The following is a 16,059-nucleotide window of genomic DNA, read 5'->3' as shown; positions in this document are numbered from 1 at the left end:
CGATTATGTCCTTTAACGTACTTTCAATGTGGCTAAGCCAATCAACACTAAAATTAAGCTGATGATCCAAAAGCGTACAATCACTCGCGGTTCCGGCCAGCCTTTTAATTCATAATGATGATGAATGGGGGCCATTCTAAAGATCCGTTGCCCACGGAGCTTGTATGACCCAACTTGTAAAATGACCGACAAGGTTTCCATAACGAACACGCCGCCCATAATGAACAGCACAAGCTCTTGGCGAACCAAAATAGCTAATGTGCCCAACGCAGCACCGAGGGCCAAAGACCCAACATCCCCCATAAAAACTTGCGCAGGATATGTGTTAAACCAAAGGAATCCCAGACCTGCGCCAACGATAGCAGCACATACGATCACCAGTTCACTGGTTTCTGGAATATAAGGGATGTGTAAGTATGATGAGAAATTAATATTCCCTGTCACATATGCAAAAAAGCCAAATGCAGCAGCAACCATCACGGTCGGCAAAATGGCTAAACCATCCAAACCGTCGGTTAGGTTGACTGCGTTACTGGTGCCTACAATCACAAAATAAGCCAACACCAAATACATGGCCCCAAGCTGAGGCAATACATCTTTCATAAACGGAATAATGAGCACTGTTTCAGCGTCGAGATGTGCCGTTTGATATAAGAAAAATGCTGTGGCTAATGCTGCCACAGATTGCCAAAAGTACTTCCACTTGGCGATCAGGCCTTTAGGGTCTTTTCGCACCACTTTGCGGTAATCATCAACCCAACCAATCGCACCAAAGGTTGTGATCACAAAGATCATGACCCAAATGTAACGGTTTGATAAATCAGCCCACAGCAGCGTGCTAACTAAGATACCAGCCAAGATCAATACACCGCCCATGGTGGGAGTGCCGGCTTTGCTAAAGTGCGATTCAGGCCCGTCGCTACGAACAGTTTGTCCGATTTGCATACGTTGCAAATACGCAATCACTTTTGGCCCCAACATTAACGAGATCGTTAAGCCCGTTAAAATGCTCACAATAACGCGCAAGGTTAAATACGAGAATACGTTGAACCCGCTATAAAATTGAGTGAGCCATTCGGCCATCCAAACTAACATGATGCTTCCTCTTCACCTGTTTGCCATTGCTTAAGCCGCTCTACAACACGCTCCATTGCAGCGCTTCGAGAGCCTTTAACAAGCAAACGCACAGGTTGTTTTTGTTCTGTAATCCATTCGGTCAACTCTGCCATCAAATCTTCAATGTCATAGCTATGACGGCCTTGACCGGAAAATGCTCTTAACGCTTCGTCACTGAGCGCGCCCAAGGTAAACAGAGCATCTATACCTCGTTGTTGGGCGTACTTCCCTACTTCTTCATGGTGCTGTCTAGCCCATGCTCCTAACTCTCCCATGTCACCAAACACCAATACAGTGGTGCGCTTCGACTGGGCTGCAAGTACATCAATAGCGGCTTTCACTGATGCCAAATTAGCATTGTAGGTATCATCAATAACGGTCAATTGAGACGACAATTCATAGCTTTGGAGTCGTCCTTTTACAGAGACTCCCATCTCTAATCCTGCGGCTATCTCAACAATACCAACGCCTAAGACAAAGGCTGAGGCGGCAGCCGCTAACGCATTTTCGATATTGTGTAACCCCGGCATGGGCAAGCAGATATCAATCGACTCATGATGAATACTCAGTACAAACTGGCTGCTGTCATCATCGATATCAATATGGCTCGCTCGAACCTGAGCATTGCTATCACCTTGGCTCGACCACATCAGTTTGATCTTGTCATAAACCAGCGCTTGCCATTGCCCTGCATACGGGCTGTGATAATCAAAAATGGCTGTACCTTGTGGGCCCAAACCTTCAAAAATCTCCGCTTTAGCTGACGCAATACCTTGCTCAGAACCAAAACCTTCTAGATGCGCACCGCCGATATTAGTGATCACCGCTGCATCGGGTTGGACTAAGCGGGTGGTGTAAGCAATTTCATGAGGACCACTTGCGCCTAATTCAACGACAGCATGAGTCATTGATGGCTCTGCACGAAGCAGTGTCAATGGAACCCCAATCTCGTTGTTGAAATTGCCTTGTGTGGATAACACTTGATGATGTTGGCGCAAAATAGCTGCTGTCATCTCTTTCACTGTGGTTTTGCCAGAGCTGCCAGTGATGGCTACAGATGACAGGTCACAATGTTGCAGCAACCACCGACCAAGAGCGCCCAGTGCTTTACGAGTATCGGCGACAATAATCTGTGGGATATCCACGTCAACGGGGCGACTGACAACGACTGCCGCAGCACCATTTTGCGCGACTTGTTCAATATAGTCATGTGCATCAAAACGTTCGCCTGAAAGAGCAATAAACAAATCACCGGTTGCCAGTGAACGACTATCGGTGCAGATGTTGTGAATCGTTAAACCATTCGAAACAGCGAGTTGACCGTGTGTTGCTTCTGCAACTTGTTGGAGCGTCATTTCAATCATGAATTGGCCTCCGATTCCAGCAGATTCACCACCACTTCGCGGTCACTAAAATGAAGTCTCAGATCACCAATCAGCTGATAGCTCTCATGACCTTTTCCGGCAATCAACACAACATCTTGTGCATCGGCTTCTCGAATAGCGGCCTGAATCGCCTGGTGGCGATCGTTGATCACGTGTACATTCTGTTCAGACGAAAAGCCTTTTAAAATATCTTCCGCAATTTTGTGCTGCGACTCAGAGCGCGGGTTATCAGACGTTACGATGATGCGGTCGGCACTCAGTTGTGCAGCTTCGGCCATCAATGGGCGTTTGCCCACATCACGGTCTCCACCACACCCAAACACACACCACAATTGACCTTTGCAATGGAAACGAGCCGCTTTGAGCGCCTCACTTAGAGCGTCCGAGGTATGTGCATAATCAACAATACATACCGGCTGTGTCGGTTGAGAGAAACTTTCCATTCGCCCTGCAACTGGCTTGAGTTGAGCCACCGCATGGGCTACTTCATTCAAGTGAAAACCTGACATCAGCAATGGTCCAATTGAAGCTAAAACGTTGCTGAGGTTGAAACGACCCAACAGCGGAATTGTAACGTCAATTAGACCCCAGCTTGAATCAAGCTTGGCACTAAAACCTGCCGCTTCAGGGCATATTTCAATCAGCGTTAACCAGTGTGGGAAAGAGCGAATTTCAGCACAATTATCAAGCCCATACACAACCGTGGTTTGTGGATCCGCTGAATTGAGTAAACGACGTCCGAATGCATCATCATAATTAATTGTCGATGAACTCAAATTAGGCCAATCAAACAATGCTGCCTTGGCTTCCCCATAGGCTTCCATCGTACCGTGGTAGTCAAGATGATCGCGACTCAAGTTCGTTAATACTGCATGCTTAAATGGCACACTCGCTACTCGGTTTTGCACTAGGCCATGCGAAGAAACTTCCATCGTGACCCAAGATTTACCTTGAACGAATTGCTCAGACAATAAACGATGGACACTGAGCGCATCCGGTGTGGTATTTGGCAATTCAATCAATGCGTTTGTGTCACCGTAACCTAATGTACCAATCACACCCGCTGGAGTTTTCAATAACTTCAGTAAGTTCGCCATGTAGTGACTCACAGATGTTTTGCCATTGGTTCCAGTAATTCCCACTACTGTAGGTGCTCCCGGCGTGACATCGTAAAAACGAGCAGCCACTTCGCCAAGTCGCTCAGGGAGTTGGGTAAGTTCCACCACTGGCACAGACCAATAGTCGTCCACATGGGCTTGTTCGGCGTCGATTAATACTGCGCACGCGCCCTGACAAATTGCCGCTTCAATGAAGTCTCGTCCGTCTAATACATGGCCTCTAAGCGCCACGAATATATCGCCGTGACTTACTTGTCGGCTATCAATAATAAGGTTTCTAGCTTCAACATCTGCCACCCGGGCACTGAGGCCCCAAGGCTTGACAATATCGCGGAGTCGCTTGCTCATTTTAAGACTCCCGCATATTCAGATGTGTCTGCGTCAGGTGGTACGTTCAGGTAGTGCAATGCACCGGCCATGACAGCGGAAAATACCGGTGCAGCCACATCGCCACCATAATACTGGTCACCACCGGGCTCATTAATCACCACAGCAATGGCTAAACGAGGCTGAGAAATAGGAGCGATACCGGCAAAGTCTGCCACGTAATCTTCACCATACCCACCTGCAATTGCTTTTCGGGCTGTACCTGTTTTACCCGCAACACGATACCCCGGTACGCGGGCCTTGAGACCTGTTCCACCTTTTTCGGTCACAGATTCGAGCATATGAACAACTTGCTCGACATAACGACCATCTATAACCCGTTCACCCTCGGGCACTGAGTCACGTTTGATCAACGACAATGGATACTTGATACCGCCTGAACCCAACACTGCATATGCCCGAGCCAATTGAATTGGGGTAATAGTCATGCCATAACCAAATGACAAAGTGGCCAGTTCAAAATCGGACCATTTCCGGCGAATTGACAAAAAGCCATTCGATTCGCCCGGCAACAACGTTTCTGTAGAAGACCCAAAACCGAGCTTGTAAAAGGTATCGATTAAATCATTCGGCTCAGTTGCCAAGGCTAATTTGGTCACACCGATGTTGCTGGATTTCTGCAAAATTTGGCGAACCGTCATCTCACCATAATTTTTGCTATCACGAACAGCTCGACCACCAATGCGCATCCAACCCGGCGATGTATTCACAGTGTCTGTTGCGGTGACCACGTCATTTGCCAAAGCACCTAAAACGACCATAGGTTTCACACTTGAGCCCGGCTCAAACGTGTCGGTAATGGCGCGATTCCGCATGCGGTGTGGCTTACGATCAGCTCGATTATTCGGATTAAATGATGGCGTATTGGCTAATGCTAAGATCTCGCCAGTTTCAACGTCAATAACGACAACAGAGCCTGAAGTGGCTCCGTGATATTCTGTCGCGATTTTGAGCTCTTTATAGGCCAGCGCTTGAATACGCTGATCAATAGAGAGGGTAATATCTCCGGGCTCTTCTCTAGCCTCAATAATTCCCAGCTCTTCAATTGTTCGACCCGTTCGATCTTTTCTAATTTTTCGTTTTTCTGGACTTCCATTTAGCCAATCATTAAAACTTGATTCAATCCCTTCGATGCCTTGCGCATCAATGTTCGTGACACCAATTATATGAGCACTTACTTCTCCTGACGGATAAAACCGCCGTGATTCACTCTTTTGAAATACACCGGGTAATTTCAATTTCTGAACATACTCAGAAATTCCGGGAGTAACCTGCCGTTTAATGTACATGAAGCGTTTTGTGGGCGACGATTCGATTCGCTTAATTAGCGTGTCGCCGTCAATATGCAACACATCCGCAAGTGCTTCCCAGCGACGCTTATCACTGAGGCCTCCACGATCAGCAATAACTTTCGGGTCAACCCAAATTGCTTTTACCGGTACACTCACGGCGAGCTCTTCGCCATTGCGATCGAGAATCGTGCCGCGTTGCAGTTCTGATGTTTTGGTTCTCAGCGAACGCATATCACCTTCACGCTTCAAGCGATCAGGTTCCACCACTTGAATATAAGCTGCGCGACTGAGCAGTGTCACAAACAACAAGCACACCGCACCCACAACAGTGTAAAAGCGCCACTGAATAACCGTGGGCTTGTGCTTGCGCTTGAGTTTAGCTTGGCGGCTCATTGAACATCCACCAAGGTGTTGGCTTTACGAGATGGGCGCACCATACTGTATTGTTTCGTCGCAATGCGTGACACGCGACTGTGTTCCGCTAGCGCGCTTTCTTCAAGCATCAAATGACGCCATTCAATTTCCAGCCTATCGCGTTGCTCTCGCAGCGCATCTGCGTCAGCGGTCAACTGGCGGTTGTCATACGCCAATTGCACAACCCCAAAGGCACTGAACATGACAGCAATAGCCAACGTCCAACGCACTTTGTGCTTCAGTACATCTCTCAACATGAGGCGCACAAGCAGGGGCTGACTCATTCTGCCACCCCCTGCTTCTCCGCTACCCTCAGCACTGAGCTGCGCGCACGGCTATTAGTTTCAATTTCTCGCGCTGAAGGTTTAATCGCTTTGCCTATCGCTTTGAGTGGGCGATGTTGCTGAAGCTGTTCCTCGGTTAAAGGCAAGCCTCGAGGCGGCTCTATCCCTTTACTATGCAAACGAATAAATTGCTTTGAAATACGATCTTCTAATGAATGAAAACTAATGATTGAAAGACGCCCACCGATAGCTAATGCATTTAATGCACCATCAAGCGCTTGATGAATCTCTTCCAATTCAGAATTAATGTATATACGAATGGCCTGAAATGACCGCGTTGCTGGATGCTTGTGACGATCGCGGCTCGGGCTTGCTTTATCAATGAGAGTTGCAAGTTCAGTGGTGCGTGTGATTGGATTTTCATCACGCTCACGCACAATTGCATTGGCAATACGTTTGGCAAAACGCTCTTCACCAAACTCTTTCAACACCCAAGAAATTTCATCGGCTTCTGCAACAGCTAACCAATCAGATGCGCTGCGCCCTGTGCTCGGGTCCATTCGCATGTCGAGTGGGCCGTCGCGCATAAAGCTAAAGCCACGTTCGGCTTGATCAAGTTGCGGTGATGACACGCCCAAATCGAACAACACGCCGTCGACTTGGCCAATAAGTCCGCGCTCTTCTAAATACACTCGCAATTGCGAAAAAGGGCCGTGCTGAATTTCAAATCGAGGGTCGTCTATTTCACTGGCCGTTTGAATTGCTTGAGGGTCGCGATCGATGGCAATTAATCGCCCGTCAGCACCAAGACGTGACAGAATCTCCCGGCTGTGGCCGCCGCGCCCGAAGGTTGCGTCCACATAGGTACCATTTGGTTTAATCGCTAGCGCATCTACAGCTTCGTGTAGGAGTACGGTCACGTGTTCTGCTTCAATCGTCATTTATAGGCTGATATCGAGTAGTTTGTCGCTTAGAGGTTCGTCATCGGCTAACTGAGCCGCCATATCTTCTTCAACCTGAGCCTGCCAATTTTCTTCAGACCAGATTTCAAATTTGTTCGATTGACCAACGAGCATCATCTGTTTTTCCAATGCCGCATGTTTACGAAGTGTTGCAGGAAGTAACAAGCGCCCGTTCTTATCCATGTCGCAATCTGTAGCGTGACCGATCAGCAAACGCTGCAATCGGCGTTCAGCAGGTCGCATTGTTGAGAGTTGTCTGAGCTTGAGTTCGATCGCTTCCCACTCGGGGAGCGGATAAAGGAGCAGGCACGCGGAATTGACGTCAATGGTACATACCAAACGTCCGCCACATTGATTCATCAGTACTTCCCGATAGCGCGACGGTATAGCTAACCGCCCCTTGCTGTCGAGACTGATGGAGTTGGCTCCGCGAAACATCATGCTTCGTTGTTCTCACCTTGTTATGCAGATTACTGATCCACTTTGATCCACTTTTTCCCACAAAATCTAGTTTAGGGACTTGGAACAAGGTCTGTCAAGAACCGATTATCATGAATAACTCTTGTATTCTTGGGCATTTCCGCTAACTCGTTGGTATAGAGAGCAAAGTGGATATTTTAACCAAATTTTAACCAAGTTATGGCTTTGTTAAGGCCATCACACATGCCATTTAAGGCGTGTTAGTAAGCAAGGTGGAGCAAAGTGGGAAAAATTTCTGAGGAACATCAATTTATATTCAGCTCTAAGCAGCGCAATTTTACAAACTGCGTAATAAACTTAGGTTCCCCACCAATATTGAGGTCAACCATGTGAGTGAGCTACTAACAGAACGACAAAAAATGGAGCAAGGCCATGCATACGATGCTTGGGACTCGGAGTTAATGTCGTTGAGACTGAAAGCCAAAAAAGCATGCCATCAATTTAATTTGGCTGACCCTTCCAAAATTAAAGCCCGCATGGCGTTTCTGAACAATATTATAAAGTTTGATGGAAAAGCTTTTGTTGAACCTAACTTTTACTGTGACTATGGCTTCAACATTCATGTGGGCGAGCGCTTTTACGCCAACCACAACTTAACCATTTTGGATGTTTGCACAGTTACGATTGGCTCTGATGTGTTGTTTGGTCCAAATGTGATGATATCCACCGCAACGCATCATGTTGATCCTGCAAAGCGTCATGCCAGCGAATGCGCACTGCCGATTACCATTGGGAATAACGTGTGGCTGGGTGGAAATGTATCCGTCTTGCCTGGGGTTACAATAGGTAATAATAGTGTGATTGGGGCAGGTAGCGTGGTGACCAAGGACATTCCTGAAAATTGCGTAGCCGCAGGAGCCCCCTGTAAATTTATTCGTTCAATTTAACATTGACGATTTATATAGTGTGAGTTTCAGCCATAAAAAAACGCCCGTAAAAACGGGCGTTTTTTGGTAGCAGAGTCTTAAGAATTACTTCTTAGGATGAACTTCTACACGACGGTTTTTAGCACGGTTGTCCTTGCTGTCGTTTGCAACAACAGGGTCTGCCATACCATAACCATGTACGTCTAAGCTCGCCTCAGGAACACCTTCTGAAACCAGTACAGCTCGTGCATTACCTGCGCGGCGCTGTGACAAACGTACGTTGTACTCTTCTGGGCCCACTGAATCAGTGTAACCAGCAACTTCAAGCATTGGCGCTTTGGTTGCTTTCGCTACGCGGGCAATACAAGAAAGAATCGCTTGGCCTTCACCTGAGATTTCAGCTGAATCAAAAGCAAACAATACTGGTGACGCTGTGACAATTTGGTTGTCAGACACGCTGATGTAGCTCTTACATTCTGCTGGCACATTCGCAGCGATGATTAAAGGACAACCTTTGTCGTCAACTTTGATGCCTGCTGGTGTGTTTGGACATTGATCAATGTGATCAGCAACACCGTCGCCATCTGAATCAAGTGGACAACCTTTAGCGTCAACAGTTACGCCTTCAGGAGTGCCTGGACACTGGTCCATTTCATCCGGAACCCCGTCACGATCTTCATCATTCGGATCACATGCAATCGCACCAAAGATAGCACCAAAAACGGCACCTGCTGGCGCTGCAAATCCACCTGAAGATGCTGCACCAGCGGCTGCACCGCCAAGAACTGCGCCACCTAAAGTACAATAACCTATATTCTCACCTGGTTTTTCGCCTGTGCTCGCACAGCCACTTAATACCAGTACGGACGCTGCAAGCATGCTGAGAAGTTTTTTCGCGTTCATACAAACTTTCCTCTGTGTGTAAAAAAACCCCATCGCCCGCAAAGACGGTTTGGAGTTACCTAGCCCGATACGTGAACTGTTTTATTATTAGACCAACTGTTCACCCGTTAACATTAGGCCACAATTGGCTGATACGCCACTTAGTTTACCGAGCTGACTAACCAAAAATCTTTTTCCACCAAGGCTTAACCTCTTGTTCTGAAATAGACGGATTTTTGGCACACTCAATCCTAGCGTCATTTTTTTGTTTGTCCACTGGTAACTGCCTTATATATGGGCATTTTTCAGTCAAAATGTTGCCTTTTTCGTCAAATGGCCGTATTTCAACGTCTACAGGTGGTGTTAATGTTTGCGATAAGGGGCCACGCTGTTGAAGGTAATGTGAGTAAATACTCATTGCCGCAGCGCTGCCAGTCATATGAATGGGACGGTTATCATCACGACCAATCCACACCACGACAACTTCTCGGCCATCAATGCCGATATACCACGCATCTCGATAGTCATTGGTCGACCCCGTTTTTCCGGCCATAACCACATTGGGATACAATGCACCAAGCTTACGTGCGGTTCCGTCTTGCACCACTTGCTGCATGGCATATGTCAGTAAATATGCCAGCGATGGGTCGATGCGCTGAGAGCGTTTAGGCGCGCTAAGTGGCATATACCCTGAATCGGTTTCAATGCTTTCTAATAGATATAGAGGTTGAAAAACACCTTGATCAGCCAAGGTGTTGTATAGCTGAGCTACCTGCCACGGTGTCATTGAAATACTGCCCAGTAAGTCCGACGGATAAAAGCTGCGGTATCGATGACCGGTAAAAGACTCTAAGTCGGCTTTGACATCGGGCAAGCCCACCGACATTCCCAAATTGACGAAAGGTACATTGAGCGACAATTTCAATGCATCGATGGCTGCCACACTGCCACGATACTTTTTGTCAAAATTCTGCGGCTGCCAACGATTTCCTTGGTCATCTCGCATCGATACGGGTCGGTCATTAAGCATGGTGCCAAGCGTGGTTTTATCTTGGCGCTTCAAAGCCGACATCAAAATAAACGGCTTGAGTAATGAACCGATGGGACGATTCGCTTGCCGAATTCGATTAAATCCAGGAAATTGCGGATTACGGTCACTCACCATGGCTTTAATTGCAGCACTGTCGACATCAACCGCAATCATGGCCACTTGCAAATTCGATACATCTTGTCGTTGCTCAAGCTGGGGAATGGTTTGAATAATGGCTTCTTCCATCGCCTTTTGAGACAAGGGATCGATAGTGGTTTGAATGGCTTGAATTTGGCCTCTGTCACTCCGGCTTGCACGAGCCGACAATTCCAAGCCAACAGCAGAGGTTAGAGAAGGACGCGCATTGGTTTGCAACTTCCCTTTCTTCACCACTTTAATCGGCCGCTCGACCATTGCCAAATAGGTGTCAGATGTGATGTCTTGGCGCTCAAGTAAGACTCGCAAAATAAGATCTCTGCGTTGTACTACGTTATCTGGACGCCGCCACGGGTTATAGAGGGATGGACCTTTAACCATGGCCACCAAAATAATCTGCTCATCCAACGCAAGTAAATTCAGCGGCTTACCGAAATAAAATTGACTCGCCGTTGCAAAGCCATGAACAGCCGTTGCGCCACTTTGTCCCAAATAGACTTCGTTAATATAGGCTTCGAGAATTCGGTCTTTGTCATAACGCCACTCAAGTAACAGCGACAGAAAAGCTTCATTGATTTTGCGGGTAATACTGCGCTCGCGCGTCAGTAATAAGTTTTTGGTCAGCTGTTGCGTCAGCGTGCTTCCGCCTTGCACTGTTTTGCCTGCACTAATGTTGGCGATTAGCGCTCGACCGATAGCAATAGGATTCACACCCCAGTGATTGTAAAAATCTCGGTCTTCCACCAGCAACAATAAATCAATCAGCTGTTGAGGCACCTGCTCCAGCGGCACATGAATTCGGTCTTCACGTTCACCAGCCCAAATTTTGTCTAACACACGAGCCGGTAAAGTGAACTGTTCGAGAGACTCGCCAGCATCAAGATCGTCGATGGAGGCGACTCGGTCTTGATCGAAATGCACCATGACATGATGGCGTTGCACTGGTGTTGTTTGCACTGCGTTGTTGAGCATCACCTCAACTTTGCTACTTGAGGCTGAGTATTGATTGGTTCGGCTCGGACGGCTCACCCGCTGGTAGTTTAGGTCATCTAATTCAAGGGTTAAGTCACTGCGAGTCAGACGAACGCCCGGTTTTATTTCCAGAGCTCGTGAATGAATTTCAATCGCTTGGCTTTGCTGTAGGTGCGAGAAAACCGATAGCATTTTGCTATCTAAATAAATCAAGTACCCTACCAATAACGCGCCCAAAGCCACACCAAACTTGAGCACAATCCGCCACCAAGACTGGCCACCCGTAATGGCCTGAAGCACTTTCACTGCAATGTCACTCCATGAGAATTCAGCATTGGCGATCCCTTTTAAGTCTTCGGACGGCGTTTGGTGTATCGAGTCGGTTGCGTATTGGCCGGATCATCTGGCCATACGTGTTTAGGGTAACGCCCTTTCATTTCTTTTTGAACGTCTCGATAACTACCCGCCCAAAATTGCGGCAAGTTTTGAGTTAATTGAATCGGTCGTTTAGCCGGTGACAACAGTTCGAACGTTAGGCGATAATGCCCGCCCGCTAGCTCCACTATCTCATCAAAGCCATACATTTCTTGCATCGGCACTGATATTTTTGCCCCAGACTCTGCATATTCAATATGAACGCTGCGGCCAAGTGGCGTGTCAAAGTGTGTGGGGAACCACTGTGCTAGTTGCTGTTCATGTTGATAACCCAAATAGCTTTTTAAGATTTGGGTTAAGTTCAGCGACTTAAGCTCGTTGACCGTTCGCATGCCTTGCAAGTATGGCAATAGCCATTGCGACAATTCGTTCACTAACGCTGTTTCTGAAAAGTCGGGCCAATGCGCGTGTAGCTGCAACTGCTGCACCAAACGGCTGCGTTCACATAAACTCCGAGCAGCGTCGGTCCACGGCAACAATTTCAGCCCCTTGCGCTCTATATATTTCATTAACGCGTAGGCCAGTTGCTGACCATCAGGCGACGGCAAAGGTTGTTTGCTCAACACAATTGAGCCAAAGCGGCGTTGCGTTTCACCCACCACCTTTTTCTTTTGTTCATCCCAGTAAACGTGGTCGGTAGATTGAATGTGATCCGACAAATGGTGGTTCACATCCTGTTCACTGAGCTTAATGGCGTAGCGAACCCAACCATCAGAATGATGCTCACTAAGCTGATAGTGTAAAACCAGTAACCAAGAGGATTGTGTTAACCCATCATCCATCGGCAATTGTACGCCAGAGCCATTGGCCATAGCGTACTGCTGATTTTGGCGAAGTTTCGCAACGCGATCTGGGAACGACTGCATCATCACAGTAATCAATTCGCTACTGTCGATATTCGATGGCCATAATGAAGTTGAATTGCGTTTATACCATTGCCGCGCTTGTTGCAAAATAGCATTATGGATTGAACCTTTTGAATGCAAAACTTGCTCGATCCGCTGGCTAAACTCAACCCCCACATGACGCCCTTGCAACACATCTTTGCTGTCCAACAACGCGGCAGCAAGGCATGCCAAAGCCAGTGAGTTATCGCTGATTTTAGCGGCATTTACCATCAGGTGAGCCCAACGCGGATGACTGCCTGAACGATGCATGAGTTGCCCATGTGTAGTGAGCGTTCCCTTGTTGTCGATCGCATTCATCCATTTCAATTGAGCCTGCGCTTGCCGCCAATGGCCCACGTTGGGCATGGTAATCCATCGAAGCGCTGTCAGTTCGCTCACGCCCCAATTGGCCAGTTCAAGCGCCAACTGGGTCAAATCTGAATATTCAACCTCAGGCACAATGGTCGGTTGAAAGCTCAGTTGCTGCTGTTCACTCCAAAGTCGGTAACAGTGTCCTTCGGCCACACGCCCTGCTCGGCCTGCTCGTTGCTGAGCCGATGCCAGCGCTATTTGGCGCAACTCTAATCGGCCTGTTGCAGCACTGGCTACAAAACGCATACTGCGCTCAAACCCTGAATCCACCACGACTCTAACGCGTGGCAAAGTAAGGCTGGTTTCGGCGATATTGGTGGAAAAAATGATGCGGCGTTGTTCGGAGTGCTCAAAAATCTTCTGCTGCAACTTTTGCGGCATATCACCGTAAAGTTCAAGTAATTCAAACTGAGTGGCCGTTTCACTGTTGTTTCGAAACTGCTCATGCAGGCGTTTGATTTCGCTCACGCCGGGCAGAAACACTAATATATCGCCCTCACTCTGCTCAGTAATGGCTCGGTTCAGCAAGTTCAAGCATTGAGGCAACCATTGCGTGCGAGTGTCTCTAAGCTGATAGTGACAATGCACCGGAAATTGACGCCCTTCACATGTCACTCGCTGTGCTTCCGGCAGGCAGCGTTGAAAATCATCTACAGCCAAGGTGGCTGACATCATCATTAATCGCAAGTCTTCACGCAGACCTTGCTGCGCATCTAAACATAATGCGAATGCTAAATCGGCATGAAGGTTACGTTCGTGGCACTCATCAAAAATCACCACGTCAAACTCAGCGAGTTCCGGATCGTGTTGTAATATACGGGTCAGAATGCCTTCCGTTACCACTAATAAACGCGTGTTTGCTGAGGATTTCTGGTCTTGCCGAATGCGGTAACCCACTTGCTGGCCAACAGCTTCACCAATTTGAGATGCCATGTAACGTGCCACCGACATTGCCGCTAGACGACGCGGTTCAAGCATAAGAATCGACTTCCCTTCAAAGTGCGGGCTTGCCAGCAGCAGTAAAGGAAGGAGAGTTGATTTCCCTGATCCGGTGGGCGCAGTAAGAATAACGTCTTGGCCGGATGCAAGGTGCTCAATCGTCTGATCGGCAATCGTTTGAACAGGGAGGGTCACGGCATTCCTATCGGTCGGTCAATTTCTAGAGTTGTGCAAATCGCATATGGGCACGATAGTAAACCAAAGCGTTCGTTGCTAACACTAAATCAAACAATCAGATGCAATGGCATTGATCCGCATCTAGCAGTTTGACGCAGCAAAAATTAGAATAGCGGCAGAAATCATTCACATCATCAATTGAGATATCATGAAAATCACATTTTCAGGCGTAGTTGCAGGATTGGCATTGGGCTTTGTTTGCTTTTTAGGCGCAAGTCGAATGACGGTCGATAGTTTTGTCTCCGGCGCAACCACCAGCCGAAGCGATATTCTTCTAAAAGAAATTCGCCACACCCTCGCACTCAAAGAAGCACTGGATGTGAACGACATTGGGTTGGCGCATGACATCATTAAAAGCCAGCTCGTGGCCGACTTGGATGAACTCAAAGGCTATCGGCCTTACGCATCGGACATTCGCAAACAAGAAATTGATGAAGCGTTTGTAAACCTGGCGGCCTATCGTCAACAACTCGATGCCTCAGAAGCAACCGCAGTTGCCAAAGCCAGCTGGCGAGCCACTGATGTTGAAGCCATTTTAGGGCCTGTGGAGCGAGCGCTTGTGAAATCACAACAGGCAAAAAGCAAAGCCGCTAAAGACACACAAGAGTAAATGCCCAGACTATTTGTTGCATTGGCGTTACCTGAATCCATTGAGCAAGCGATTGCTCAATGGCAGCGCACGCATCAGCCAACAGGAACCACCGCCGTTGTAGCAAAGAACTTACACATCACACTGCGTTTTATCGGACAGTGCAGTAACCAGCAAGTGGATGATATCGCATCAGCCTTAGGCGCCATTCAGGTGCCTTCATGGCATCAATCCATTGACAAGATTGGGCGATTCAACACACCGCAAATTGGTTACTTGTGCTCTCGGCACACTTGCTCTGAGCTGATTGCACTCAAAGATGCAGTGCATCTCCAAACTTCCGCATTTGGACGTACTCCCGCTCATCCCAGCTACATTCCACATGTGACTGTGTTTCACCGATTAGCACAACGTATTGACTGGCAAGCGCCCGCGCCCCTATTAAACTGGCGCGTGCGTCACTTTTCATTGTTCGAATCTGCCCATGGCACCTATCAAGAGTTACATCGATGGCCCACACTGTAAAACCAACTCTCAGCTCTGCGACCTTCATCCGACGTTACAAACGCTTTTTAGCTGATGTGGAACTCGCGTCTGGTGAAATGACTATTTACGTGCCCAATACCGGCGCCATGACAAACTGTGGCAGTGCCGGTGACACTGTTTGGTTCAGCACTTCAAGTAATCCAACGCGAAAGTATCAACACACTTGGGAATTGACAGAACGCAACGGACACTTAATCTGCGTCAACACCGCCAGAGCAAATCAATTTGCGGGCGAAGCATTGAGGTCGAACCGGGTTAAAGGCCTAACCGATTACGAGGTGAAACCAGAGGTGAAATACGGGGACAGCAGAATCGATTTTCTGCTCACGCGTGATGAGCAAAAGTGCTATGTCGAGGTTAAGAGCTGCACATTACTTGAAGACGGTCAGGGATACTTTCCTGATACCGTCACTGTACGTGGACAAAAACACTTGAAGGAGTTAACCAAAATTGCCCAAGAAGGGCATCGAGCTGTTTTACTATTTTGCATCCTTCACAGCGGCATCGACTCGGTTTTAGCTGCCCACCATATTGACCCCACATACGCAGTATTGCTCGATAACGCAAAAGCTCAGGGTGTTGAAGTGCTGACCTACAAACCCGATTTAAGAGGCATGTTTGAATATGACACTTCGGCTTAACAGGCCAAGTGCTGCGCGCACAACATTGTTTTACCGATGCCAACGATGACGACCGGCTATCGACTCTGA

14 protein-coding genes are annotated in these 16,059 nt (G+C 47.9%); 4 read left to right on the top strand and 10 right to left on the bottom strand.

The window, feature by feature from the left end; all coding sequences use genetic code 11:
• Positions 1–12: 12 nt before the first annotated feature.
• Genes mraY through mraZ form a run of 7 tightly spaced genes read right to left on the bottom strand, consistent with a single transcriptional unit; the run spans position 13 to position 7,396 of the window.
• The gene (mraY, locus tag NAF29_RS03690; RefSeq protein ID WP_251260130.1) at positions 13–1,095 is read right to left on the bottom strand and encodes a phospho-N-acetylmuramoyl-pentapeptide-transferase; all 1,083 of its coding nucleotides are present in this window, start codon (positions 1,093–1,095) and stop codon (positions 13–15) included.
• Positions 1,089–2,480: a UDP-N-acetylmuramoyl-tripeptide--D-alanyl-D-alanine ligase gene (locus NAF29_RS03685; RefSeq protein WP_251260129.1), complete on the bottom strand. Its 1,392-nt coding sequence runs from the start codon at positions 2,478–2,480 to the stop codon at positions 1,089–1,091. The genes mraY and NAF29_RS03685 overlap by 7 nt, the downstream gene beginning before the upstream one ends.
• Entirely contained in the window at positions 2,477–3,967 is a 1,491-nt protein-coding gene (locus NAF29_RS03680; protein ID WP_251260128.1) for a UDP-N-acetylmuramoyl-L-alanyl-D-glutamate--2,6-diaminopimelate ligase, read from the bottom strand. The genes NAF29_RS03685 and NAF29_RS03680 overlap by 4 nt, the downstream gene beginning before the upstream one ends.
• On the bottom strand, positions 3,964–5,691 hold the full coding sequence (locus tag NAF29_RS03675) for a penicillin-binding transpeptidase domain-containing protein (RefSeq protein WP_251260127.1): 1,728 nt from the start codon (positions 5,689–5,691) through the stop codon (positions 3,964–3,966). Before NAF29_RS03675 ends, NAF29_RS03680 begins: the two co-directional genes overlap by 4 nt.
• Complete coding sequence (gene ftsL, locus NAF29_RS03670; RefSeq protein ID WP_251260126.1) at positions 5,688–5,996, bottom strand: cell division protein FtsL; 309 nt, start codon at positions 5,994–5,996, stop codon at positions 5,688–5,690. The genes NAF29_RS03675 and ftsL overlap by 4 nt, the downstream gene beginning before the upstream one ends.
• Positions 5,993–6,937: a 16S rRNA (cytosine(1402)-N(4))-methyltransferase RsmH gene (gene rsmH, locus NAF29_RS03665; protein WP_251260125.1), complete on the bottom strand. Its 945-nt coding sequence runs from the start codon at positions 6,935–6,937 to the stop codon at positions 5,993–5,995. The genes ftsL and rsmH overlap by 4 nt, the downstream gene beginning before the upstream one ends.
• Entirely contained in the window at positions 6,938–7,396 is a 459-nt protein-coding gene (gene mraZ, locus NAF29_RS03660) for a division/cell wall cluster transcriptional repressor MraZ (RefSeq protein WP_251260265.1), read from the bottom strand.
• Between the two features lie 401 nt (positions 7,397–7,797).
• On the opposite strand from mraZ, the gene NAF29_RS03655 reads away from it, so the two are divergent.
• Positions 7,798–8,325 (top strand): sugar O-acetyltransferase, encoded by a 528-nt coding sequence (locus tag NAF29_RS03655; protein ID WP_251260264.1) that lies wholly within the window; start codon positions 7,798–7,800, stop codon positions 8,323–8,325.
• An 84-nt stretch (positions 8,326–8,409) separates the two neighbouring features.
• Here the strand turns inward: NAF29_RS03655 and NAF29_RS03650 are convergent, their stop codons facing one another.
• From NAF29_RS03650 to hrpB, 3 genes are all read right to left on the bottom strand, one after another.
• Complete coding sequence (locus NAF29_RS03650; protein ID WP_251260124.1) at positions 8,410–9,207, bottom strand: OmpA family protein; 798 nt, start codon at positions 9,205–9,207, stop codon at positions 8,410–8,412.
• A 157-nt stretch (positions 9,208–9,364) separates the two neighbouring features.
• On the bottom strand, positions 9,365–11,650 hold the full coding sequence (mrcB, locus tag NAF29_RS03645; protein WP_251260123.1) for a penicillin-binding protein 1B: 2,286 nt from the start codon (positions 11,648–11,650) through the stop codon (positions 9,365–9,367).
• A 41-nt stretch (positions 11,651–11,691) separates the two neighbouring features.
• Positions 11,692–14,172: an ATP-dependent helicase HrpB gene (gene hrpB / locus NAF29_RS03640; protein WP_251260122.1), complete on the bottom strand. Its 2,481-nt coding sequence runs from the start codon at positions 14,170–14,172 to the stop codon at positions 11,692–11,694.
• A gap of 190 nt (positions 14,173–14,362) precedes the next feature.
• On the opposite strand from hrpB, the gene NAF29_RS03635 reads away from it, so the two are divergent.
• Genes NAF29_RS03635 through sfsA form a run of 3 tightly spaced genes read left to right on the top strand, consistent with a single transcriptional unit; the run spans position 14,363 to position 15,990 of the window.
• A complete protein-coding gene (locus NAF29_RS03635) occupies positions 14,363–14,824 on the top strand; it encodes a hypothetical protein (protein WP_251260121.1) in 462 nt (153 codons plus the stop codon).
• Complete coding sequence (thpR, locus tag NAF29_RS03630; RefSeq protein ID WP_251260120.1) at positions 14,825–15,328, top strand: RNA 2',3'-cyclic phosphodiesterase; 504 nt, start codon at positions 14,825–14,827, stop codon at positions 15,326–15,328.
• A complete protein-coding gene (gene sfsA / locus NAF29_RS03625) occupies positions 15,313–15,990 on the top strand; it encodes a DNA/RNA nuclease SfsA (protein WP_251260119.1) in 678 nt (225 codons plus the stop codon). Before thpR ends, sfsA begins: the two co-directional genes overlap by 16 nt.
• Positions 15,991–16,059 lie beyond the last annotated feature (69 nt).

It is taken from the genome of Echinimonas agarilytica (genome assembly GCF_023703465.1).
Taxonomy (GTDB): domain Bacteria; phylum Pseudomonadota; class Gammaproteobacteria; order Enterobacterales; family Neiellaceae; genus Echinimonas; species Echinimonas agarilytica.
Note: the sequence above shows the minus strand (reverse complement) of the source record. Positions and strands in the feature narration are given on the sequence as shown.

Bases quoted from the DNA above. Each gene is read 5' to 3' on its own strand.
- mraY (WP_251260130.1), bottom strand. From the start codon at position 1,095: ATGTTAGTTTGGATGGCCGAATGGCTCACTCAATTTTATAGCGGGTTC.
- NAF29_RS03685 (WP_251260129.1), bottom strand. From the start codon at position 2,480: ATGATTGAAATGACGCTCCAACAAGTTGCAGAAGCAACACACGGTCAA.
- NAF29_RS03680 (WP_251260128.1), bottom strand. From the start codon at position 3,967: ATGAGCAAGCGACTCCGCGATATTGTCAAGCCTTGGGGCCTCAGTGCC.
- NAF29_RS03675 (WP_251260127.1), bottom strand. From the start codon at position 5,691: ATGAGCCGCCAAGCTAAACTCAAGCGCAAGCACAAGCCCACGGTTATT.
- ftsL (WP_251260126.1), bottom strand. From the start codon at position 5,996: ATGAGTCAGCCCCTGCTTGTGCGCCTCATGTTGAGAGATGTACTGAAG.
- rsmH (WP_251260125.1), bottom strand. From the start codon at position 6,937: ATGACGATTGAAGCAGAACACGTGACCGTACTCCTACACGAAGCTGTA.
- mraZ (WP_251260265.1), bottom strand. From the start codon at position 7,396: ATGTTTCGCGGAGCCAACTCCATCAGTCTCGACAGCAAGGGGCGGTTA.
- NAF29_RS03655 (WP_251260264.1), top strand. From the start codon at position 7,798: ATGGAGCAAGGCCATGCATACGATGCTTGGGACTCGGAGTTAATGTCG.
- NAF29_RS03650 (WP_251260124.1), bottom strand. From the start codon at position 9,207: ATGAACGCGAAAAAACTTCTCAGCATGCTTGCAGCGTCCGTACTGGTA.
- NAF29_RS03635 (WP_251260121.1), top strand. From the start codon at position 14,363: ATGAAAATCACATTTTCAGGCGTAGTTGCAGGATTGGCATTGGGCTTT.
- thpR (WP_251260120.1), top strand. From the start codon at position 14,825: ATGCCCAGACTATTTGTTGCATTGGCGTTACCTGAATCCATTGAGCAA.
- sfsA (WP_251260119.1), top strand. From the start codon at position 15,313: ATGGCCCACACTGTAAAACCAACTCTCAGCTCTGCGACCTTCATCCGA.